This is a genomic window from Kurthia populi (assembly GCF_042686175.1).
GTDB lineage: Bacteria > Bacillota > Bacilli > Bacillales_A > Planococcaceae > Kurthia > Kurthia populi.
Genome location: NZ_JBHUOR010000111.1, coordinates 1 through 21,673, shown reverse-complemented (window position 1 = coordinate 21,673; position 21,673 = coordinate 1). Strand labels below are relative to the sequence as shown.

At 39.1% G+C, this 21,673-nt stretch carries 20 protein-coding genes; 5 read left to right on the top strand and 15 right to left on the bottom strand.

Going from position 1 to position 21,673, the window contains the following annotated elements; translation table 11 throughout:
* Positions 1–183: 183 nt before the first annotated feature.
* From ACFSY7_RS12660 to ACFSY7_RS12645, 4 genes are all read right to left on the bottom strand, one after another.
* Positions 184–1,620, bottom strand: a complete 1,437-nt coding sequence (locus ACFSY7_RS12660) for a YcdB/YcdC domain-containing protein (protein WP_380148094.1) — start codon at positions 1,618–1,620, stop codon at positions 184–186.
* Between the two features lie 118 nt (positions 1,621–1,738).
* A complete protein-coding gene (gene ldmS, locus ACFSY7_RS12655; RefSeq protein WP_380148093.1) occupies positions 1,739–2,908 on the bottom strand; it encodes an L-aspartate--L-methionine ligase LdmS in 1,170 nt (389 codons plus the stop codon).
* A gap of 1 nt (position 2,909) precedes the next feature.
* Entirely contained in the window at positions 2,910–4,124 is a 1,215-nt protein-coding gene (locus ACFSY7_RS12650; RefSeq protein ID WP_380148092.1) for a M20 family metallopeptidase, read from the bottom strand.
* Positions 4,125–4,348: 224 nt separating this feature from the next.
* Positions 4,349–5,527, bottom strand: coding sequence for an MFS transporter (locus ACFSY7_RS12645; RefSeq protein ID WP_380148091.1), 1,179 nt, complete (start codon positions 5,525–5,527; stop codon positions 4,349–4,351).
* 131 nt (positions 5,528–5,658) lie between these two features.
* Between ACFSY7_RS12645 and ACFSY7_RS12640 the strand changes: the two genes are divergently transcribed.
* The 3 genes from ACFSY7_RS12640 (at position 5,659) to ACFSY7_RS12630 (ending at position 9,999) form a co-directional block, all read left to right on the top strand.
* Positions 5,659–6,549: a LysR substrate-binding domain-containing protein gene (locus ACFSY7_RS12640; RefSeq protein WP_139995906.1), complete on the top strand. Its 891-nt coding sequence runs from the start codon at positions 5,659–5,661 to the stop codon at positions 6,547–6,549.
* A gap of 233 nt (positions 6,550–6,782) precedes the next feature.
* The gene (gene guaC / locus ACFSY7_RS12635; protein WP_380148090.1) at positions 6,783–7,766 is read left to right on the top strand and encodes a GMP reductase; all 984 of its coding nucleotides are present in this window, start codon (positions 6,783–6,785) and stop codon (positions 7,764–7,766) included.
* Positions 7,767–8,052: 286 nt separating this feature from the next.
* On the top strand, positions 8,053–9,999 hold the full coding sequence (locus tag ACFSY7_RS12630; RefSeq protein WP_380148089.1) for a methyl-accepting chemotaxis protein: 1,947 nt from the start codon (positions 8,053–8,055) through the stop codon (positions 9,997–9,999).
* An 86-nt stretch (positions 10,000–10,085) separates the two neighbouring features.
* Here the strand turns inward: ACFSY7_RS12630 and ACFSY7_RS12625 are convergent, their stop codons facing one another.
* Positions 10,086–10,448 (bottom strand): hypothetical protein, encoded by a 363-nt coding sequence (locus tag ACFSY7_RS12625; protein WP_126992031.1) that lies wholly within the window; start codon positions 10,446–10,448, stop codon positions 10,086–10,088.
* A 176-nt stretch (positions 10,449–10,624) separates the two neighbouring features.
* On the opposite strand from ACFSY7_RS12625, the gene psiE reads away from it, so the two are divergent.
* Both psiE and pgeF read left to right on the top strand, forming a co-directional pair.
* Positions 10,625–11,083 carry a phosphate-starvation-inducible protein PsiE gene (psiE, locus tag ACFSY7_RS12620; RefSeq protein WP_380148088.1) on the top strand — a complete coding sequence of 153 codons (459 nt, stop codon included), beginning with the start codon at positions 10,625–10,627 and terminating at the stop codon, positions 11,081–11,083.
* A gap of 24 nt (positions 11,084–11,107) precedes the next feature.
* Positions 11,108–11,866, top strand: a complete 759-nt coding sequence (gene pgeF, locus ACFSY7_RS12615) for a peptidoglycan editing factor PgeF (protein ID WP_380148087.1) — start codon at positions 11,108–11,110, stop codon at positions 11,864–11,866.
* A gap of 41 nt (positions 11,867–11,907) precedes the next feature.
* On the opposite strand, the gene ACFSY7_RS12610 is transcribed toward pgeF, so the two are convergent.
* The 10 genes from ACFSY7_RS12610 to ACFSY7_RS12565 all read right to left on the bottom strand — a co-directional run bounded on the left by ACFSY7_RS12610 (position 11,908) and on the right by ACFSY7_RS12565 (position 21,467).
* Complete coding sequence (locus tag ACFSY7_RS12610; protein ID WP_126992034.1) at positions 11,908–12,870, bottom strand: sensor domain-containing diguanylate cyclase; 963 nt, start codon at positions 12,868–12,870, stop codon at positions 11,908–11,910.
* Positions 12,871–12,873: 3 nt separating this feature from the next.
* The gene (locus ACFSY7_RS12605; protein WP_380148086.1) at positions 12,874–13,671 is read right to left on the bottom strand and encodes an alpha/beta fold hydrolase; all 798 of its coding nucleotides are present in this window, start codon (positions 13,669–13,671) and stop codon (positions 12,874–12,876) included.
* A gap of 153 nt (positions 13,672–13,824) precedes the next feature.
* The gene (locus tag ACFSY7_RS12600) at positions 13,825–13,956 is read right to left on the bottom strand and encodes a hypothetical protein (protein ID WP_255411590.1); all 132 of its coding nucleotides are present in this window, start codon (positions 13,954–13,956) and stop codon (positions 13,825–13,827) included.
* A gap of 356 nt (positions 13,957–14,312) precedes the next feature.
* Complete coding sequence (opp4C, locus tag ACFSY7_RS12595) at positions 14,313–15,227, bottom strand: oligopeptide ABC transporter permease (RefSeq protein WP_370323637.1); 915 nt, start codon at positions 15,225–15,227, stop codon at positions 14,313–14,315.
* On the bottom strand, positions 15,227–16,198 hold the full coding sequence (locus ACFSY7_RS12590; RefSeq protein WP_380148085.1) for an ABC transporter permease: 972 nt from the start codon (positions 16,196–16,198) through the stop codon (positions 15,227–15,229). The genes opp4C and ACFSY7_RS12590 overlap by 1 nt, the downstream gene beginning before the upstream one ends.
* Positions 16,199–16,211: 13 nt before the next feature.
* Positions 16,212–17,039 (bottom strand): ABC transporter ATP-binding protein, encoded by an 828-nt coding sequence (locus ACFSY7_RS12585; protein ID WP_139995915.1) that lies wholly within the window; start codon positions 17,037–17,039, stop codon positions 16,212–16,214.
* A complete protein-coding gene (locus ACFSY7_RS12580) occupies positions 17,036–18,025 on the bottom strand; it encodes an ABC transporter ATP-binding protein (RefSeq protein WP_380148084.1) in 990 nt (329 codons plus the stop codon). The genes ACFSY7_RS12585 and ACFSY7_RS12580 overlap by 4 nt, the downstream gene beginning before the upstream one ends.
* Before the next feature lie 20 nt (positions 18,026–18,045).
* Positions 18,046–19,650 carry an ABC transporter substrate-binding protein gene (locus ACFSY7_RS12575; protein WP_380148083.1) on the bottom strand — a complete coding sequence of 535 codons (1,605 nt, stop codon included), beginning with the start codon at positions 19,648–19,650 and terminating at the stop codon, positions 18,046–18,048.
* 189 nt (positions 19,651–19,839) lie between these two features.
* Positions 19,840–20,604 (bottom strand): DUF1684 domain-containing protein, encoded by a 765-nt coding sequence (locus ACFSY7_RS12570; protein ID WP_380148082.1) that lies wholly within the window; start codon positions 20,602–20,604, stop codon positions 19,840–19,842.
* Positions 20,601–21,467, bottom strand: coding sequence for an alpha/beta fold hydrolase (locus ACFSY7_RS12565; protein ID WP_380148081.1), 867 nt, complete (start codon positions 21,465–21,467; stop codon positions 20,601–20,603). Before ACFSY7_RS12565 ends, ACFSY7_RS12570 begins: the two co-directional genes overlap by 4 nt.
* Positions 21,468–21,673 lie beyond the last annotated feature (206 nt).

Below are 21,673 nucleotides of genomic sequence, written 5' to 3'. Positions count from 1 at the left end.
CCCCCTGTTGATTTTGGTGTAGGAACTTTAATTATACAGGCTCATATTGAATGGGTCTTTTTTTATTTATTTTGAGTGGTGCACTTAATATTACAATTCGTCTATAAAAAATCTGCAGGACCGATACTTTCCTCACAAAAAAAGAAGAACAGCATTTGCATGCAGCTCTTCCCTAAGAGGCGATTAGTCTTCTAAATATAAATCTTCGAAAATGAATTCACCCGTATTACTTTCAATTTTTTCTAGTATTGATTGACCATCATTAAAGATAATTTCATAAACTAACGTATAAATCGGGAAATCATCCTGACTTTCAATGGCACGTGCTAAACGAAGTTGTAATGCGTCAATATAACGTTTATTCGCCTCTTCTAATGATACTTCTACATCATCTGTTGAGAAATTCTCAATAACTGCTTCATTTACGCGTGTCACTGTACAGTCTTTAATATGTCCCGTGTACGTGCCAATATCGACATGAATATTGTATTCATCCACTGGGATTCCTTGTACGGTACGCAGGAATGAGAATGTACGGAATGGCTCGAAATCATTGTCGTCTTCATCTTCAAATTCATCATCGTCATCAAACTCGTCATCTTCTTCAGCCATTGCCTCTTCCATTGCACGGAAATAGGCAAGCTCTTCTTCTGTCAGCTCTGGCTCTTCTTCTTCAAGCTGTTCTTCAAGCTCAAACTTCGTATGAATTTCACCAACAACTAGTTCTAAAAATTGTTTTGCATTATCTTCTAGCTCTGCAATTGAAAGCTCTGGTTGCGTTTCATCCCAAGGTTTCACAGATTCGTACATGGTTTCGTAGGCATCACTGCGATCGATGCGCACATAAATGCTGTCATCTGTTGGTGATGTCCATGTTTGTACATCTTCTTCATCAGTAAATACCATGTCTGAGTCAATACCCAATAATTCAGGTAATGATTTTGTAACAGTTACCGCTTCGATTGCTTTTTTTGGTAATTCTTCTTCCGCGTCTGGGTCGAATACAGTCGTTACTTTGCCATCAACACCTACTGCGGTGAAACGATTTTTAGGCACATAAACAATATGCAGCTTGTCTGGCGTTTCTTCAATTTCACGTTTTAATAACAGTTCATTTGCTAAAGTTGCTTTTGCTTGCTCAGCGGTTACAGTTATTTCTGGATACGTTAATTGGTAATACGTTTGGTTTAGCGTTGCTGACACGATAAAGCCTTGTCGATTGATTTCGACCTGTACACCAGAGTTTGGCAGTGGCAGATTTAATTGGTGATCAAATTGTTCAAAGGTTACTAAAATCGTATCGCCAATCCATTGTTGTACATTTACATAACGTAAGTCTCCTAAACAAAATTCTTCCGCAAATTCTTCGGCCATTTCTTTTAAGTCTTCGAGTTCAAGTTCTTCGTATTCATCTAATGAAATATCATTATTGTCTGTAATTTCTTCGATATCGACCATAATATTCGTTAGTTTACCTTCATCTGACACTTCAATTTGACCGTATATAATACCACGATTGGCATCAACGATTTCGCCCATGAAATCTTCTTCTTCGCGTTCGATTTTTATAACTGGACGACCAAGCATGTACTCTCTAATTGCCATTTCTAATTCCATCATTATACTTAATCCTCTCATTGCTTGTTCTATAGATTTGTTACTATCATATCATGTTTCTTCTTTATTTTTGCATATGTAATGAAATTGAAAAAAGGAAAGCTTTCGCCTCCCTCTGTCGTTAACGTGCTACTGCACCACTTTTAAATAAACTTTCCTCATAAAGCTCAATATCTTCTAAAGAAAAGGCATGCCAAATGCAGACAAAGGATGATGGGGCACCGCCTTCAACTGCATCGCCGTCATAATAACTAAGCGGTAATAATACATCTTGTGCAATATAATCTGCCATCAGATTATAGAATGCGTCGTTATGTTCCTTATCTATCGCATCATAGGTATAAAATTTCATACAGTGACTGTCTAATGCCTCAGCATACATGAGCATCGATGTAGAGCCATTTAAACGGAAATTTAAGTCAATGGCTTTTACTTCGCCTTCCTCCGTCCATAACAAATCGAATCCTGCAATGCCGATATACCCTTTATCCACACCCGCCTGCATAATTTCACGTCCTGCTTGAATGACTGCTTCCGGAACATTATCAATCATGACATTACCTGCATAAACCCCCTCGTCATCTGTAATTTGTACAGATGTACCGAGATACTGAAGACCAATATTTTCACTATAGGCATACTGACACGAATAATTTTCAATTTCTTTAACATATTTTTCAATGATGACATGATCTGCGCCTTCTTGCGTAAAGAGCTTTTTGGCCTCAGCAAGCTGCTCTTCTGTATGACAAATTTGCACACCGTAACCACCCGCAGTTGGCGTTTCATCGCCTGGCTTTAAAACAAATGGTAATTCCCAGTGCTCTAGTGCCTTTTCTAAATCTTTACTATCAATTACTTCACGTTCAGGTACATATTTTTCTGGAACGATTTCTCGTAAATAGGCTTTGCTATTTAAATAATTTAACAGTTTTGCATCCATCCAGTAAGCATCGCGGTCAATTGTTTTCTTACCATGAATATATTGTAAAACGACTTCTTTTTTCTCGTCACCCCATTGCTTTAAAATCGCATTGTAATCTTCTTTATTTTTATACGTATAGGGCTGTTCTGGAAATGGAATACTTGCTAAATCGAATAGCTTTTTTGCTTTATCTGTTTGTGTTGCCTCGTGAACAAGTACAGGCACGTCTGCAATTAATGTTTCACGTGCAGATAGGGCATTGAGTTTTTCGTTGCTTGGCATCCAAGGATTGATTTCATGTGCTGGTCGCGCTGAGAAAACAACATCGCCATAAATATCTCTCATCGTATATTTTGGTTTTAGCATATTAAATACTCCAATCTGTAAAGGTTTGTTGTTCCACTACATCTTTCTGAGTTGCTTTAATACTTTCTAATAATTCCGCATCCTCCATAAGCGCCAGTCCTGTAAGTGCAAGAGCCTTTGCTGACATAAGAAGCGCCTCATCTGCCTTTGGTGAAGCAGCTGCCTCACAGAATTCTTTTGTATGACCAATTAATGTAGAGGATCCGATTTTGATATGTGGATGAATTGTAGGTACTACTTGACTAACATTCCCTGTATCGGTAGCTCCGAATCCAAAATCGTCATCATAGAATTGTTCACCTAAGCTTTCGGCCATTTCTCTAAAGACCGCATCTAATGTTTTATTAATGAAAAAATCATCGACGCCATTTTGAATAAAGCTAAATTCCATGCGAGCACCGGTTTGTAAGGCTGCTCCTTCTGCAATCGCTTTAATACGGCGTGTTAAGTCATTTAAATGACCTCGACTACGTGCGCGGGTAAAAAAGCGCGCCTTCGTATATTCCGGAATAATATTTGGTGCCTGGCCACCTTCTAAAATAACGCCATGTACACGGTCTGTATCGAGCATTTGCTGACGGTATGCATTAATACCGGCATAAAATTGAAGCATCGCGTCGAGTGCATTGATACCGTCATGTGGATTTTCAGAGGCATGTGCTGGCTTACCAAAAAACTCCACTTCAAAAACATCTACCGCAAGCGTCGGAATCGTTTCATAAGAATCATGTCCGGGATGTACCATGAGTGCAACGTCGACATCTGCAAAACGTCCATCTTTTACATAAGCGGCTTTTGCACTGCCATTAACGCCACCTTCTTCTGCAGGTGTACCATAAATACGTAATTGCCCGCCCACTTTATCTACGACTTGCTTCAGCGCAATGCCTGCTGCACTAGAAGCGGTACCGATTAAATTGTGCCCACACGCATGACCAAGTCCTGGTAGCGCGTCATACTCTGCTAAAAAGGCAATGGTCGGACCTTCCTTTTCTGCCTTGTAGCTTGCGATAAAACCTGTATCGTAGCTTGAAATATTTTTTTCAATTTCAAAGCCAAAATCCTCTAATAAATCAATTAATGTTCGCGACGCAAAAAATTCTTCATTGCCGACTTCTGGTCGTGCATGTATTTTATGACTAATATCAATTAAACGGTTAGATAATTGGTCCACCGTCTTTTCAATACGTGTGCGATATTGTGCTGTAACTGTCATACCAAATCCCCCTTGTTACATAAATTGTAATTAGTATATGTATTTGCCACAAACAATAGCTACGTAAACATAATAAAAAATTGAATTTTTTGTTAATTATCGTAAAACTCCTTATTTTTACGTAAAAAAAAGAGAGTAGGCTCAAATCCTACTCTCTTTTTCGCTAGTATTTCCATCATTCGAAAATGGAGTTGTAATGCCTATTTGCTGGCAGCGAACAGGCATTATTGTTGATAACGACATCCTTTTTTTGATACGTACATATATAAGAAGAAAGCAACGACGATAATGATACATGCTGTTAAGTACATAATTGAATAGCCACTTGCACCTGCGATGATGCCCATCACAGCTGCACCAACTGCCATCCCTAAATCCATTGAGTTGAAGAACACAGAACTTGCAACCCCAACGCGCTCTGGTGGAACAGATGACATGACCTCTGTTTGATAAATTGGTGTGATAGAACCGTAACCAATTCCCATAATCGCGCCCGCAACAATTAACATCCAACCTGCAGTCGTCATTTGAAGAACAAATAAACCAATTGCAAAAATCGCGAGGCAACTAAAAATGATATATTTTGTCCCATATTGATCGGCTGCTTTCCCAACAAACGGACGACATAATAACATACAAACCGCATAAACAATAAAGAAATAACTTGCTGCTGTCACTAGATCTAACTCTTTCGCATAAAGTGATAGGAAAGCTGAAATACTTGAATACGCAATTGCTGAAATGAACGTCATTGCCGCGTATGGAACGGTGCGCGGATCAACAATATTGCTAAATGAGAATTTTTCTTTTGCTACGTGTTTGTCTGCGTTATCACCAGGAATCGTAATAATCATTGCTAACAAGACATTAAAGACGGATAGCACTGCACAGATAACAAACATCGCATTGTATGAGGATGCACTCGCAAATTGTAGACCGATAACAGGACCAAGCACCATCGCAAGTCCCATTGCCATTGAATAATAACTTAGCCCTTCTGCACGGCGTGTCATCGGAATAAGCTCGGCACTAACGGCACCTTTAACGGTTGTAATAATTCCAAAGATAATCCCGTGAATTGCACGAACAACTAATAATACGGCAAATGAATGTACGAAGAAATAGAATAAACAAGCTACGAAAAACGCAGTAGTTGAATAAATTAAAATTTTCTTTTGAGAGAAACGACTAATCCAACCCCCAGCAACCGGTCGTACAATAATCGCAAAAATTAAAAATACCGTTAATAACCAGCCTGCCTTATCTGCTGAAGTGCCAAGCTTTTCTGTAATAAAAAGTGGCAGCGCCGTTAATAAAATATAGAACACTAAAAAGATAAATAAGCTCATCAACGTAATGTTAATAAAACTTTTTGTCCATAGTGGCTCTTTTTTTGTAGACAATCTATGCATCTCCTTTTTAAGCTCCTCATAAGATGAGCCATCTAACAGAAATAGTATACGCCTACTCAAGGTATGATAAATAATTGTCTTTTGCATATTATCTATGCATACTGTACATATGGAGGTGCGTCATGGAATTTTATCAATTATTATACTTTGAAACACTCGCAAAAGTAGGCAACATTTCGCACGCTGCCGAACGTTTAAATTTATCACAGTCTGCGCTTAGTCGCTCAATACAGAACTTAGAAAAAGAAGTAGGAGCACCACTTTTCACACGAGAAAGTCGCGGCGTGACGTTAAATACTTACGGTGAAGTTTTTTTAGAGCATGCGACAAATGCGATTAATGAAATTCAAACCGCTGAGCATAAAATTCAGGATTTGATTAATCCAATGCATGGCACGATTCGTCTCGCATTTACACAACCCCTTGGCTCTGACTATATTCCAATGTTGATTTCTGCATTCACAGAAAAATACCCTAATATTCAATTTAAATTATCACAAGATACTACTCGAAAGATTTTAAAACAGCTGAACCGAGATGAAATTGACATCGGGTTTTGCTCACCCTTTTCTGCAAACACAACAATTGAAAAATATACGATATTAGAAGAAGAGCTAATCATGCTCGTACCCAAAAATCATCCACTTAGCAAACAAAAAGAAGTTCATTTAGATGAATTTGCGCTCGAAAAATTTATCGTCTTTAAAGAAGATACTTCTGTACGAGAAGTAACAGATTATATTTGTCACGAAGCAGGCTTTGAACCGACAATTGTTTTTGAGGGTATTGCTGAGAAGTCGATTATTGACCTAGTCAGTAAAAATTTTGGCGTTGCTATTGTACCTATAGGCATTCCATTATTCGATTTCCCTGTTGTGCCACTGAAGATTTTAAATCAGCCGGTACATCATCGTACACAGCTCACATGGGCAAAAGATCGTTACATTTCTCCTGCAGTACGAAACTTTATTCAATTCACTAAAAAGCTAGTAGACGAACAAAGCAATTTGTAATTTTTTCAAAAATCTCATAGTCGCTAGTATTTATAAGACTTAAAATGTCACAAGCTCTTTTCGGAGTTTGTGATATTTTTTTGCTTTTTAGCATGTTTTTTGTAGCTAACGTTCATTTTTCTCAAAATATCTGAAAAATCATTTGACAGCGCTATCAAAATATTGTAAATTACCAAAGGACGAACAATTTAATTAAAACAAAAAATAATATTCGCTTTTAGGAGTGTTTTTTAATGGATAATGTATTTGACTACGAAGATATTCAATTAATTCCGGCTAAATGTATCGTAAATAGCCGCTCAGAATGTGATACATCAGTAGAATTAGGTGGGCATAAATTCCGCCTTCCTGTTGTACCTGCAAATATGCAAACAATCATCGACGAATCAATCGCGACAAAATTAGCTGAAGGCGGTTACTTCTACATCATGCACCGCTTTAATCCTGAAAAACGCATTGGTTTCGTTAAAGATATGCAAAGTAAAGGCTTAATCGCTTCTATTAGTGTTGGTGTAAAAGACGAAGAATATGCTTTCGTTGAAGAATTAGCACAACAAGGTTTAACACCTGAATTCATTACAATTGATATCGCACACGGTCATTCAAATGCGGTTATCTCAATGATTCAACATATTAAAAAATTAGTACCAAACACTTTCGTTATCGCTGGGAATGTTGGTACACCAGAAGCTGTGCGTGAGCTTGAAAACGCTGGCGCTGATGCAACAAAAGTGGGTATCGGACCTGGTAAAGTATGTATCACAAAAATCAAAACTGGTTTCGGTACTGGTGGCTGGCAATTAGCGGCACTTCGTTGGTGCTCTAAAGCCGCTACAAAACCAATCATTGCTGATGGTGGTATCCGTACAAACGGTGACATCGCGAAATCAGTGCGCTTCGGTGCATCAATGGTAATGATCGGCTCTCTATTCGCTGGACATGAAGAATCTCCGGGTGAAACAATCGAAGTTGAAGGTAAAAAAGTAAAAGAATACTTCGGCTCAGCATCTGAATTCCAAAAAGGCGAAAAGAAAAACGTTGAAGGTAAAAAAATGTTTGTAGAACATAAAGGTTCTTTAAAAGATACACTTATTGAAATGGAACAAGATTTACAATCATCGATTTCATACGCTGGTGGTACAAAATTAGAATCAATCCGCAACGTGGATTACGTAATCGTTAAAAACTCAATCTTCAATGGTGACAAAGTTTACTAAAACTTAGGGGTTCTCTATATAAAGAAAGACGCAGCTTGGGGAGGCTGCGTCTTTTATTTGTTTCTATCGTAAATATCTAGCATCTTCTGCATGGGAGTTAATAAATTTTTGAGAATATCATTTTTTTGTAGGTTACTCCTTTTTTTGCCGAAACACCTTATTGATTCCTAAGAACCGATTCAAAAGTCATCTAAAATACCTTTATTTTGTTAAAATAAATAACAATTAACAACTTTTTATGATACGATTGGTTACGAACTTTAAGACTATAATAAGGAGCATCTCAATGGATAAAGGTACAAAATTAAGGAATAAAATGTTAATTTTCTTACTCCCACTCATTGTTATTCCTATTTTATTAAGTGGAGTATTCTGGTACATCTCAAGTAAAGAACAAATTAAAGAAGAACAGCTCACTGCTGCTTCTTCTAATATGGTGCTACTAAACAATAGCATCAATGATTTAATCGAGCCGAAAATACATGATGTATCGTACTTAGCAAAGCGTCTCACATCAAAGGATTTATCGATTTCCAAATCAAGTAATGCACGCACTGTACTTGAACAATATATTCAGGAGCATCCTGAAGTCGCAATGGCCTATGTTGGCACCATAAAGGGGGACATGATTCGTATGCCCTATCATCTTTATAACAAAGCTGAATACGATCCGCGCGAACGCCCGTGGTATAAGCAAGCAAAGGATAGCGACATTACAATTACAGACCCATACATTTCAAAAACGAGTGGTGATTTAGTCGTTACCTTATCAAAAAAACTTGCTGATAATAGCGGTGTTATTGGCATTGATATGTCGATTTCAAAACTTGGAGATATTGCGAGTAGCGTCAAAATTGGTGACCATGGCTATACCTCTATTATTGATTTATCGAATCGCTACATTGCCGACAAAAAGCATGATGGTGGTGAGGCAGTCTCGAATACCCTCTCTTCACAGTTAAAAGAAGCAAAGGGGCAATTTGAACAAGAAGAGACAATTACTTTATATGCCACAAACTCTGCGACTGGCTGGAAAGTCATGAGCACCCTATATAAATCCGAAACAACAGAGGCTGCGAAAAGTATTGCGGTCATGAATATTTTCTTTGCAATCGTTGTGATTCTCATTAGCCTTGCCATTATTTTATGGCTTGTCCGCTCGATTACACGCCCACTGCAAACGATGGCACAGAAGGCGGACCAAATGCGGCATGGTGATTTAACGGTATCAACCGATGTGACAAGTCGCAATGAAGTAGGTCAACTTGCGATGACATTAAATGAGATGAAGGATAATTTAGCGACACTTGTACGTAATGTTGGTGAAAATACGCAGCAAGTGACACAATCGAGTGTAGAAATGGAGCAACATATTGCACAAAATATGCTGAGCACAACGGATGTGACGACCGCCATTACACAGGTCAGTGAAACGACAGAGCGTCAGGCGAATGATTTACAAGAAGCCTCTTATTCGATAAATGACGTTGCGAAAGGTGTTACAACAATTGCACAGAGCATAACAGATGTTACCGAATTTTCAACAACTTCACTACAGCATGCTCACTCAGGACAGCAAGCGATTTATGAGGCTGTGTCGACAATGGAAGGCATTAAAGACTCTGTAACGATGTCGAATGCGCAAATTCATACACTGCATACGCATACCGCTGAAATTGGAAAAATGCTTGATATGATTAAGGAAATTGCCGATCAAACGAATTTACTCGCTCTCAATGCTTCCATTGAAGCGGCACGTGCTGGTGAACACGGCAAAGGATTTGCTGTTGTTGCAGATGAAGTTCGTAAGCTTGCTGAAAGCTCACAGCATTCTGCCAATCAAATTGCCGCACTCGTTACGACAATCCAAACAAGTACGAAACAATCTGTTGAGCAAATGGCGACCACGCTACAAAAAGTAGATGAAGGGGTCAGCGTTACACAAACAGCTGAGCAACGCTTCGCTAATATTATGACGCAAATGGAGGGCATGACACCAAAGCTTGAAGGGGTGTCTGCTACAACGGAAGAAATCGCTTCTGTTACCGACCAATTAGCGAATAGTATCGACAATGTCTCAAGCCATGCCCAAACGACGAATGCAATGACGGAGGAAGTGACGGCCTCTGCTCAGAATACACTGCATTCAATGAATGATATGCAGGCTGAAATGAAGCGTCTTGCACTACTTGCCGCATCACTTGAACATTCCATTACACAATTTAAAATCTAACAAAAAAGAGGCTTAGGGTTTTTAGACCCTAGCCTCTTTTGTTCTATTCAAATCTAAATGAAATCGGGGGGATTTCAATTTTTTTATTAACGTGCGACGCGTAAACGATCGCGACGATATAAATCATAATTTAAAATGATGTACATATATTCGCTAATATCTTGGACTTCTAATCCTTGTTTTTCAAGCGATGTCCATAGCTTTTCATCAAGGGCATAAGGGTGCGCATGTTGTAACAATTCCACTTCATTTTTTGATAGTGCAACACGGAATTTCTGTGCACCGTTTGTCACCGACAATGTATACGTTCTCCACGTTTCTACTTCTACAGAGAAGTTTTCATCCCATTCACGTAATTGCGCTTCCATATCTGATGCAACGTGTTTGAAAAATTTGCGTACTGTAAATGTATTCGCTTTTGTGGTGCGGAAAAATGTATTCGTATTCATGTCTATCGCTCCCTTTTTGTTAATACCAAGTTATCTTATAAGAATTATAACATCTAAAATTGAAAAGTCAAAATATTTCTTCAAAATTAAAAACGCTTACAAAATATGTATGCTTTGCACATTGTTTTTCTTTATGTGAAAATTATTTTAAGAACAATGAAAGCGAGGCGAAATTTATGAAAAGTACAGAATTTAAAGTTGTCTTCCCAAAAGTATTACAGTGGATTTTAAATGTCTCATTAGTTGGTTTATCAATCTTTTTAGTACTATTAATGGCAAAAGAGATTTTTATTTTTGCAGATATTCTATTGTTTGAGAAAGATTCCAAACATACGCACGAAGAGTTTCTAGCGAATGTTTTAGCATTCTTCTTATACTTTGAGTTCATCACAATGATTGTAAAATACTTTAAGGAAGATTATCATTTCCCTCTTCGTTATTTCATTTACATCGGTATTACGGCTATGATTCGTTTAATTATTATCGACCACTCTAGCGCAATGCATACCTTATTGTATGGTGCGGTTGTGCTCCTTCTAATCATTGGCTATTTCATCATTAATATCACGCCGCTTGAACGTCCTAAAAAAGCGCGCTATGAAATGAAAAACGCGAAAATTAGCGATGAATCATAATATAATAGAAGTAGAGGTGATTGGATGACAACGACGATTTATAAAAACGATGCCAAGCTTTTAATGGGCATTTCTTTGCAAGATGATACGCAGCTTGAACAGAATAATATGGCACTTCATGTTTGTGAGAATCCTGAAAATATTATTAAAAACCGCGAAGCACTTGCGGCGACTATTGGGCATTCCTTACAAGATTTTGTCTGCGCAAATCAAACACATAGTGCAACTTACTATAAAGTAACTGCTGAGGATAAAGGACGCGGCACGCTACGCGCAGAGGATGCGATTCCGGAGACGGATGCACTTTATACATTTGAGCCAAATATTGTCCTTAGCTCCTTTACAGCGGACTGTGTGCCTGTACTATTTTATGCGACGGACTCAACACTTGTGGGTGCAATTCATTCCGGCTGGCAAGGTACAGTGAAGGAAATTTCACTCAAGACATTCACGCATTTACGTGAGGCAGAAAATGTAGACTTACAAAATGTGCATGTACATATCGGTACAGCGCTTAGTCAGGAAAAATTTGAGGTTGATGCGGATGTCTATACTAAATTTAAAGCACTTGGCTATGCAGATGACTTTATGTACTTCAAAGACGCGACTAAGAAATATCATATCGATAATCAATTAACGGTGAAAAAGCAATGTGAGCTGGCAGGTATTCCTGCATCGAATATTACGATAGAGGATGTGTGCACTTTCAAAAGTGCGCAAGGCTTCTCTTATCGACAAGATAAAAAAGCCGGACGTCATTTAAGCTTTATCGTCCGTAAATAGCATACAAAAAGGAGGAATCGCGTCAATCGCCATTCCTCCTTTTAGTGTTCAAATATAGTGACGCGGTTACGTCCATTTTCTTTCGATGAATAGAGTGCCTTATCTGCACGCTCAATAATCGTCTGCTCATTATCGCGCGCTGTGAATTTCGCCATGCCAACACTCACTGTTAAGTCGCCAATTGCTGGCCATTCTTTTTGTTGCACACGCTCAATAATATTATGTGCGATTTGTTCATTATGACCAATCAAAATAATCGTGAACTCCTCACCACCAAATCGACAAACAATGCCTTGCTCACTAACCGTTTCCTTTAAAAGCTTGGCAAGTTGTTCAAGGACAATATCCCCTACTTGATGACCATATGTGTCATTCACACGCTTGAAGTGATCAATATCAATAATAAGTAATGAAAATTGCACAGATTCCATGTCAAAGGCACGAATAAATTCACTCATCTTTTGGCTAAAGTAGCGGCGATTATAGAGTCCTGTCAGCTTATCTGTATTCGATAATTCAATCAGGCCTAAATTAATTGCCATGAGCTCATTTTGCTTTTGTTCAATTTCTGCATAAATTTCCTCGAGATGGTCAAATGCTTGTGATTTCTTTTCGTACGCTTCTTCTGCTTGGATTTTTAATGATTGCACCTCGCGCTCATATTCCAGGCGATGCTGCATTTTCATCATCATATAATCAATAACCTCTTCACCATCACGAATATAACGTTTGGCATTCATTAAAAGTGGTACGGCTTTTTTGTTTTTATCACGCAACGAAATAAAAAATTCTTCTACAAGATTTTTAAGTTGAATCGCCGGATAGAAGTACGAATGGAACAGTAGCTTATTCGTTGGACTCAGCAAAAACTCGATATGCTTTCCGAGTAGTTGTTGCTCTGTATAATCCGTCCAACGTAAAAATGTCTCATTCACTTCTGTTATTTTGCCTTCATCGTTCGTACTTAAAAAGCCACATGGTGCTTTTTTCAAACGAATATCCATCGCTTATCCCTCTTTTATATAATGTTTCAGACGTTCAATGGTCACCTCTGGATGACTAATATGTGGGTAATGTCCTTTCACATCTAATATCTCAAACGAACTATATGGCAAATGCTCATGTAAATAATGTCCGATTGGACCTGGCACAATACTATCCTCTGCACATTGTAAAATCACTGATGGCACCGTCATTTCATGTAAACGACTACGACAATCTAAATGAAAGGTCATATCTGCAAATTCACGTGCAATATGTGGATTTTGTGATACAAAAACACGCTCTAGATTTTGAACATTAGGTGTGTTATTTTCTTGTCCAAGTGCAAAAGGTGCCATATAGCTCGCCCAGCCGCTAAAGTTCATTTCCATCGTTTGTAAAAGCTCTTGGATGTCTTCTTCATCGAAGCCACCTTCATAGTCTCCATCATTTAAATAACAAGGAGATGGCCCAATCATGATCACTTTTTTGAATGCTTCTGGACGCTCAATCGCTGCTAACATACCGATCATCGAGCTAACAGAATGACCGATAAAAATAACGTCTTCTAATTGAAACTCATCGATAATATTTAATACATCTTGTACATAGCCATCAGCAGTGCGATAGCTTGCGTTATAAGCTGCTAAATCTGAATTGCCTGCTCCTACATAATCAAATAATACAATTTTATACTCCGACAGAAAAGCAGGAGTAATGTATTGCCACATCGACTGCTCACAACCAAAACCATGGGCAAATATTAACAGTTGATTCCCTTGCCCTACTATATTTACATTATTCCGCAAACTAATGACATTCATTAGCGCCACCTCATATTACTTTTTTCTCTATTATATGCTTTTTATAGGATATAATCAGCTAAATTCTACAGCTAATCTCTTTAAACGAGCATAAACGCATTAAAAAAGTAGGTCATGCACTCTAGTTGCGTGGCCTACTTTTAAAAACATACCTTATTTAGCGAAGATTTTTGTTAAGCATTTTTGTGTTTTGGATGGCAACATCTTATAGCCCATTCCTTTTTGTTGAATATCAAGTACGGTTAAAATACCGACAACGAATCCTAGTATATGCATAAATTTCATCTAAAACGCCTCCTATTAACCTTATTATAAAACGAAACGGTTGATTGTGGCTTCTAGTAGCGCTCACTCTCAATTGATTTTTCAAGAAATTTCTTATAGCGCGCTATATCTAAATGGTTCAATCCATTGTGAAAATTGGAAGCATATGTATGTCATGATGAGATTGCTTACCAATACAACTGACAAGCCTACCATGAGTGCTACTGCTACTTTATCCCCGTATTCATTTCCCCTAGCTCTTATTTTATCTATATAAACCGTCACACCTAATAAATCGCCGTTATATTAGGATTAAAATCTTGTTATCTAATAAAAAAAGAAGCTAAGACAAATCTGTCTTAGCTTCCTTGAAGGAGCTATTTTACATTACGTGGATCAAGCGCATCACGCAGTGCATCACCGATATAGTTGATCGATAATACTGTGAGTAAAATGAAAATACCTGGTGGAATCCATAGCCATGGTTGGTCGGTCAAAATCGTAATCGATTGTGCACTCGACAACATATTCCCCCAGCTCGCATCGGGTGGCTGTACGCCAAGCCCTAAGAAACTTAATGCGGCTTCATCTAAAATAGCACCCGCCACACCTGACGTCGCATAAATTAAAATCGGTGCGATGGTATTTGGCAGGATGTGCTTAAATAATATACGTGGTGTGCTATAGCCAAGCGCCATGCCTGCTTTCACATAATCAGATTGTTTAATGGCGAGTACATTTCCTCGCACAAGACGCGCGATGCCTGGCCAGCCAAGAATCCCGAGTATAAGAATGATATTTGTCAGTCCAGGTCCTACGATACTTGCAACAACAAGGATAAACATAATATATGGGAATGACATGAAAATGTCGGTAATTCGCATAATAATGCCATCGATAATACCGCCAAAATAACCGGCGATTAAACCGAGTACAGCCCCAATCGCAGAAGAAATAACGACGGCACCGATACCGACAGATAGCGAGACACGTGCTGCATAAAGAACGCGGCTTAAAATATCTCGGCCGATATCATCTGTACCGAGCCAGTGCGCCATTGAAGGCCCCTCACCGAAAGCATCGGTAATTTCATTTGGATTATATGGTGCAAGAAGCGGTGCGAAGATGGCTGCTAATAAAATAATAGCTAAGTAAAAGAAGCCAATGACCGCAAGCTTATGCTTTTTAAAGCGTTTGAAAAACAAACCCTTCGATGGCATATCCTCTGACCATGTCACCGTGTGCGCTGCATCATATTTCTTTTTATTAAAGTAACGCTTAAAGAGACTCACTATTTCGCACCCCCAACATAGCTTTTTCGAATACGTGGGTCAACGAAGGCATACACAATATCTGTTAAAATATTTGCTGCGATAACAACGAAGGCTGCAACAAGGTTTAAGCCCATTAATGTTGAGTAATCACGATTCATAATGGATGAGAGTGTCAATTGACCAATACCTGGCCATGAGAAAATTTGCTCGATGACAACCGCGCCACCGAATAAAATCGGAATTTCTAAACCGATGATTGTAACAATTGGAATTAGCGCATTACGTAGTGCATGGCGATTGACGACGAATACTTCTTTCAATCCTTTCGCGCGTGCTGTACGTAAATAATCCTGTCCTAAAATCTCGAGCATACTTGAACGAACATAGCGGATATTACGCCCTGCCACATTCGCTACTAACACGATGATTGGTAAAATCATATGCATAAGTAATGTACCAAATCCTCCATCAGCGCCAACTTCCTTCATACCACCTGATGGCAGCCAATTCAGTTGAACCGCAAAGACATAAACAAGAATTAAGCCTAAGAAGAAGTTCGGAATTGAAATCCCTAAAAATGACCCTGTGACGAAAATATAATCAAGTTTTGAATATTGTTTTGTGGCACTTAAAATCCCAAGTGGAATGGCAATTAATAAACCGAGTATAAGCGCGGTGCCCATTAAAATTAATGTCGGCCCCATGCGCTCTAAAATCATCGATACAACCGGCTCAGATGTGTACATCGAATAACCAAGGTCGCCGTGCATCACGAGATTTTTCAACCAGTTCCAGTACTGCATATACACTGGGTCATTCAAGCCAAGTTCAATAGCCTTGGCCTCACGCGCCGCATCGGGGAGCTTTGGACTGACAAGCATATCAATCGGATTCCCCGGTGCCATACGCATAATAATAAAATTAATAATCGTTACCCCAAATAGGACAGGGACTGCGATGAGTAAACGACGTAAAATATAACCAAACATGCAAATTCCCCTCCTATGGTTTTGTTAAAATACTACGTTTTTTCGGATCTGGAATTGGATAGGCACCGAGTAATTTTTTCGTATATTCATGTTGAGGATTTTTAAAAATTTCTTCGGTTGTGCCCATTTCAACAATCTTGCCAGCAAACATGACCGCAATGCGATCAGAAATATATTTTACAGCGCCAAGACCATGCGCAATAAATAAATACGTTAGGCCAAGCTCACGCTGTAATTTTTTAAAGAGGTTCATAATTTGTGCTTGAATCGATACATCGAGCGCAGATACCGGCTCGTCACAAATAATTAGTCGTGGACGAAGCGCTAGTGCTCGCGCAATACCAATACGCTGACGCTGACCACCTGAGAACTCATGTGGATAGCGCGATTTCGCCGAATCCGATAAACCAACAAGCGCTAGTAAACGACTAACCTCTTGCTGAATTTCATGATGCGGCACAATTTTATGCACCGTCAGTGGCTCTGCTAATAAATCTCCAATCGTCAGACGCGGATTCAGTGAAGAATACGGGTCCTGAAAAACGATTTGGATTTGCTTGCTTAAGCTTACGCGATCCGTACGAAAATTCATCGGCTTTCCGTCAAATAAAATCGTGCCATCTGTTAGTGGTTCTAGGCCGATAATCGTACGTCCTAGCGTCGATTTACCACAGCCTGATTCTCCAACTAATCCGAGTGTCTCCCCTTCATAAACCTCAAAGGATACATCATCAACTGCTCGTACATAACTCTTTTGTAAATTCATAAAGCCCGTTTTTACCGGGTAATACGTTTTGACGTTTTTAACGGTTAATAATGGCGTCTTCGTCTGTTGGCTCATTGTAGATGTCCTCCTTGCTGAAGCTTACGCCATTCAAAGCAGCGTGTTAAATGCCCGTCATCGGTATCCATTAGCTCTGGTTTATTGCTGTGGCAATACTCCGTCGCAAGTGGACAACGATTCGCAAAACGGCAGCCAGGAAGCGCATTATAATTTGAGGGAATGGTTCCTGGAATGGCTTGTAATTCCTTGTCATCGAAATCCATCGATGGAATCGAGTTGAGTAGCCCTACTGTATACGGATGAAGCGGTTGTTCAAATAATGTATAGACATCAGTCGTTTCTACGACTTGCCCGGCATACATGACAACGACGCGGTCAGCCGTTTCAGCAACAACACCTAAGTCATGGGTAATGAGCATAACGGCTGTGTCATACTCTTTACATAGTGCATGTAGCAGGCGAATAATTTGAGCCTGCACGGTCACATCAAGTGCTGTTGTTGGTTCATCCGCAATTAAAAGCTTGGGCTTACAAACGAGCGCCATCGCAATCATGACGCGCTGGCGCATCCCACCAGATAAAGCGAACGGGAATTGTTTAATCACGCGCTCTGCTTGAGGGATACCTACCTTTGTAAGCATTTCGATTGCGAGTTTTTTTGCTTCTTTTTTATCGATTGGCATATGCAGACGAATAGCCTCGACTAATTGATAGCCAATCGTCAGAACTGGGTTTAGTGCCGTCATCGGCTCTTGGAAGATCATCGATACGTCATTACCACGCAGTTTCTGCATGTCTGCATCTGATAATTTTGCTAAATCAACGCCATTTAACAGTACTTCTCCTTCTGCAATATGCCCATTCTTCCCTAAGAGACGCATGATGGAAAGTGCCGTAACGCTTTTACCACTACCCGACTCGCCTACGATAGCGAGCGTTTCACCATGCTTTACATCAAAGCTAACATCAGATGTACTGGTAACTTTCCCATGCTCTGTATCAAAAGCCGTCGTTACATGCTTTACACTTAGTAAACTTTCCATTTTCATACCGCCTATCTTAATTATTTAACTGTCCATTCGTTTACGTTAATGAACATACCAAAGTCGCTAGGAGTTGCGCCTTGAACGCGTTTATTCACTGCACCTAAAGCTTTCGTTGCGTAAATTGATGGCATTGGTACTTCTTGTTGTGTAATTTCTTGTAGCTCGCTATAAAGTTTTTCGATTTTCGCTTCGTCTACTTCTGTCGATAATGCTGCTAGAATTTCATTTACACGTTTGTTGTCATAGCCATTTGGATTGCCTTCACCGATAAAGTACGCAATGTCTGGTAATGGGTTCACTGGTGTAATTGATACCGTTAATACTGCTAAGTCATAATCTTTTTTCACAATATCATCTAGTAATGTGCTTAAATCTGTCATTTGGATTTGTGTTTCAATACCAGCTGCACGTAAGTTTTCAGCCATGATATTCGCTGCCTTTTCTAGTGTTGCATCACCTGACAGTACCGCTAATTTTAATTTCTTCGTTTTATCCCATTTTGATTCTTCTACTAATGATTTTGCTTTCGCTGCATCATATGCAACTGGTTTAATATTTTCATCTAAATACGGACTCATGCTTGTGAAGAAACCATCTGTCACTTCGCCAGCACCTTTTAGTAAACTATCAACGATTTGTTGACGATTCATCGCATAAGAAATTGCTTGGCGTGTTTTTTCGTCGCTCACAACATCTTCATTGATATACATGAATTGCGTTGCAAGTGGTTGACCGTAGTTTGTTGTTAATGTATCTAGACCTTTTACTGTTTCGAAATCGGATACTGGTACAACACCCGCAGATGGAATGTTCATATCGATTTCGCCGCTTTTAAGTTGTGCTGCGATTTGGTTACCTTGTAATACTTTGAAATTTAGTTGCTCTAATTTAGAAGCGCCTTTGAAGTAATCTTTGTTTGGTACCATTTCTACATAGTGATCTGTATCAATTTTTGATAATTTGAATGGACCTGATGTGACTGTTGGATTTTTCATGAAATCGCTTTTGTTAATTTCTGCAACATCGATTTTTTCAAGCTCTGATTTTGGAAGTGTTAATAGGTAGCGACCTACTGTATCTTCAAAAATTGTTAAGGTTGTTGGATTTTTCGTTGTGACTTCAACTGTTTTATCATCGACTTTTTTCACGCCTTTGATAGATTCTTTTCCTTTAGGAAGGAAACCAGCGTCATCTAAGCCTTCCACAATCGCAAACATGTATGCGTAGTTTGATGCAACAGTTGGGTTCGCCATCAATTCCATTGTGAACACAACATCGTCGGCTGTAATGTCTTTGCCGTTTGTCCATTTTGCCTCTTTATTTAAGTTGATTGTAAATGTTTTATTGTCTTTTGTTTCGATTGAATCTGCTAGCATTGGTTGGTATTTTAAATCTGAATCTAAATCAACTAATGGTAGGAATAATAAATTGGAAACATACGTTGATACTAAGCCCACCGGTTGTAGAGGATTAATATTACTTGGTGCATACGTTACTCCGACATTAATTACGTTTTTATCACTGCTTTGACCTTGCTCTTTTTTATCGTCTTTACCGCCACAGGCAGCTAAAATGAAGACGATTGTCATCACCGTCATCATTAGCCATACTTTTTTAAACATATCTTTCACTCCTTTTTGATTGTCTCAAAGCGAAAAAGTGGTATTACATTTCTATTAGTAAAAGGATTTGATAATACTTCCTTTCGGCTTCAATTCATACTAACCTACTATACATTATTCGATTTAAAAAATTAACTTAATTATCTCGAATTTTTTGCAATTATTTTTGCGCTGTCACATCTTTTGCTTTCATTTCCAAATGACGTTTTTTTCACCCGCTGTCATCGCCCTTTTCAAACGATTTGAAAATGGGGGCATTGGGCAATTGAAATGCGGTGAAAATGCACATGGTGGTAAAAATGAATAGTTGAAATCAAGCGTCACGCGACCATTTGCATCCGGCTTAATTAAAAGCATGCGCCCTGTACCATACGTTTCGCTGCCACTTGTCATATCGCGAAAGACAATAATGGAGTAAGCGCCTGCTGCGAATGGACGTAAGCGATACGTCTGTCCTTCAATCTCTACAACGATTTCACCGATTGACTCATGCTGACGTGTGCCGGCTGAATCACTCGTATGACTGAATGAAAAAGTTTGCTGCTCATCACGCTCAAGCTGTCCTTCAAATACAGCATTTTCGTTATAGGCATACGTATCAATCGCTACATAATTTTGGCGTGCCGCACATGTCATATCCCAAATGGCTAATAAATGATTCGACTCTGGCTGACTTGTGGCCATCATCGTACGACCGTCTGCAGCCTCCACAACCGTTTCATCTGCAATGATTTTATATACACCGTCTACTAGCTCTCCATTTATCTTCAGACCATCCGCAACTGTCGCCGTTAACGTCAAGCCAGGATTCTCAGAAGTTGGTGCCCATGTACCCGCCACTTCAGAAACAGACATAGCTTCTTTAATGTCATGCATCGCAATCAATGAGACGTCACCTTGCGCGGCAAGTATATCTGCTTGTCGCGATGCCTTCCATTTTTCAAATGCTGTCATGATTTTGTACCTGCTAATAAGAAAGTACGTACTGTGTGCAGAAAATCTGCATGCTCTTCGATAAATGGTTGGTGACCTGATTTTTCAAAGATAACAAGCTCAGAACCTTTAATTAAACGATGCATTTCTTCAGCCTGTGTCACGGGTGTAATCCAGTCATGACGACCGACTGTAATCAATGTAGGAATGTCTAGCTCAGCAATCGCCGCGCGCACATCATACTTCGGCATTAAATGTTTGAATGTATAATTACATACATCTAGTGAACCGATTGGACGTGCCCCGGTGTCATTGCCGATTTCTTCTTTAAAGTCGTACCAGTATAGGTCCCAGCACACGCTCCACCATTCTTCTAAATGTTCATCATCACGAATATTCCCTTCAAATAATTCAGGGATTTTTGCATATTGCTCTGGTGTTGCGGTATTTTTCGCAAAAGCTAATGCCTCTTTGTAAAACTCATAGCTTGGTGCTGTATCGATTAATAGTAACTTCTCAACTGAATCTGGATAACGCGTCGCATATTCCTGTGCAATCATACCGCCAAATGAGTGGCCGAGCACACTAATTTTTTCTAAGCCTAAATAGTTACGCAATGCCTCAATATCAGCGGCTAATTGATCGTATGTGCAAGTCGCTGGGTCAACGCGCTCTGATTGACCATTTGAGCGTTGGTCTAAATAAACAATTTGATAGTCTTCTGCTAAAGGTGTTAACCATGGCTTAAAATCTGAATGGTCACTACCTGGTCCACCGTGGACGGCAAATAGTACCGGTTTTTTAATCATGCGCGGGCCAACGGGGATATAGCCTGAGCCTTCAACATCAAAATATATCTTCGTGCCATTAATTGCTGCGAACATAAAATTACCTCCATTTATTAAAAATGAGCTTTTGCTCTAACCTTTATCATACAACGTGGAGCTTTAGACAGAAACAGTGTTTTACTAATATTAAAAAATTTTCACTAGTGTCGCATAAATTTTAACAGAATTTTCTGTTTTCTTATTTTTTCATTTGAGAAGAAAAACGAAGACACTGGAACAGAGGTAGTAAACAGCCATTTTTT

Bases quoted from the DNA above. Each gene is read 5' to 3' on its own strand.
- ACFSY7_RS12660 (WP_380148094.1), bottom strand. From the start codon at position 1,620: ATGATGGAATTAGAAATGGCAATTAGAGAGTACATGCTTGGTCGTCCA.
- ldmS (WP_380148093.1), bottom strand. From the start codon at position 2,908: ATGCTAAAACCAAAATATACGATGAGAGATATTTATGGCGATGTTGTT.
- ACFSY7_RS12650 (WP_380148092.1), bottom strand. From the start codon at position 4,124: ATGACAGTTACAGCACAATATCGCACACGTATTGAAAAGACGGTGGAC.
- ACFSY7_RS12640 (WP_139995906.1), top strand. From the start codon at position 5,659: ATGGAATTTTATCAATTATTATACTTTGAAACACTCGCAAAAGTAGGC.
- guaC (WP_380148090.1), top strand. From the start codon at position 6,783: ATGGATAATGTATTTGACTACGAAGATATTCAATTAATTCCGGCTAAA.
- ACFSY7_RS12630 (WP_380148089.1), top strand. From the start codon at position 8,053: ATGGATAAAGGTACAAAATTAAGGAATAAAATGTTAATTTTCTTACTC.
- ACFSY7_RS12625 (WP_126992031.1), bottom strand. From the start codon at position 10,448: ATGAATACGAATACATTTTTCCGCACCACAAAAGCGAATACATTTACA.
- psiE (WP_380148088.1), top strand. From the start codon at position 10,625: ATGAAAAGTACAGAATTTAAAGTTGTCTTCCCAAAAGTATTACAGTGG.
- pgeF (WP_380148087.1), top strand. From the start codon at position 11,108: ATGACAACGACGATTTATAAAAACGATGCCAAGCTTTTAATGGGCATT.
- ACFSY7_RS12610 (WP_126992034.1), bottom strand. From the start codon at position 12,870: ATGGATATTCGTTTGAAAAAAGCACCATGTGGCTTTTTAAGTACGAAC.
- ACFSY7_RS12605 (WP_380148086.1), bottom strand. From the start codon at position 13,671: ATGAATGTCATTAGTTTGCGGAATAATGTAAATATAGTAGGGCAAGGG.
- ACFSY7_RS12600 (WP_255411590.1), bottom strand. From the start codon at position 13,956: ATGAAATTTATGCATATACTAGGATTCGTTGTCGGTATTTTAACCGTA.
- ACFSY7_RS12590 (WP_380148085.1), bottom strand. From the start codon at position 16,198: ATGTTTGGTTATATTTTACGTCGTTTACTCATCGCAGTCCCTGTCCTA.
- ACFSY7_RS12585 (WP_139995915.1), bottom strand. From the start codon at position 17,039: ATGAGCCAACAGACGAAGACGCCATTATTAACCGTTAAAAACGTCAAA.
- ACFSY7_RS12580 (WP_380148084.1), bottom strand. From the start codon at position 18,025: ATGGAAAGTTTACTAAGTGTAAAGCATGTAACGACGGCTTTTGATACA.
- ACFSY7_RS12575 (WP_380148083.1), bottom strand. From the start codon at position 19,650: ATGTTTAAAAAAGTATGGCTAATGATGACGGTGATGACAATCGTCTTC.
- ACFSY7_RS12570 (WP_380148082.1), bottom strand. From the start codon at position 20,604: ATGACAGCATTTGAAAAATGGAAGGCATCGCGACAAGCAGATATACTT.
- ACFSY7_RS12565 (WP_380148081.1), bottom strand. From the start codon at position 21,467: ATGTTCGCAGCAATTAATGGCACGAAGATATATTTTGATGTTGAAGGC.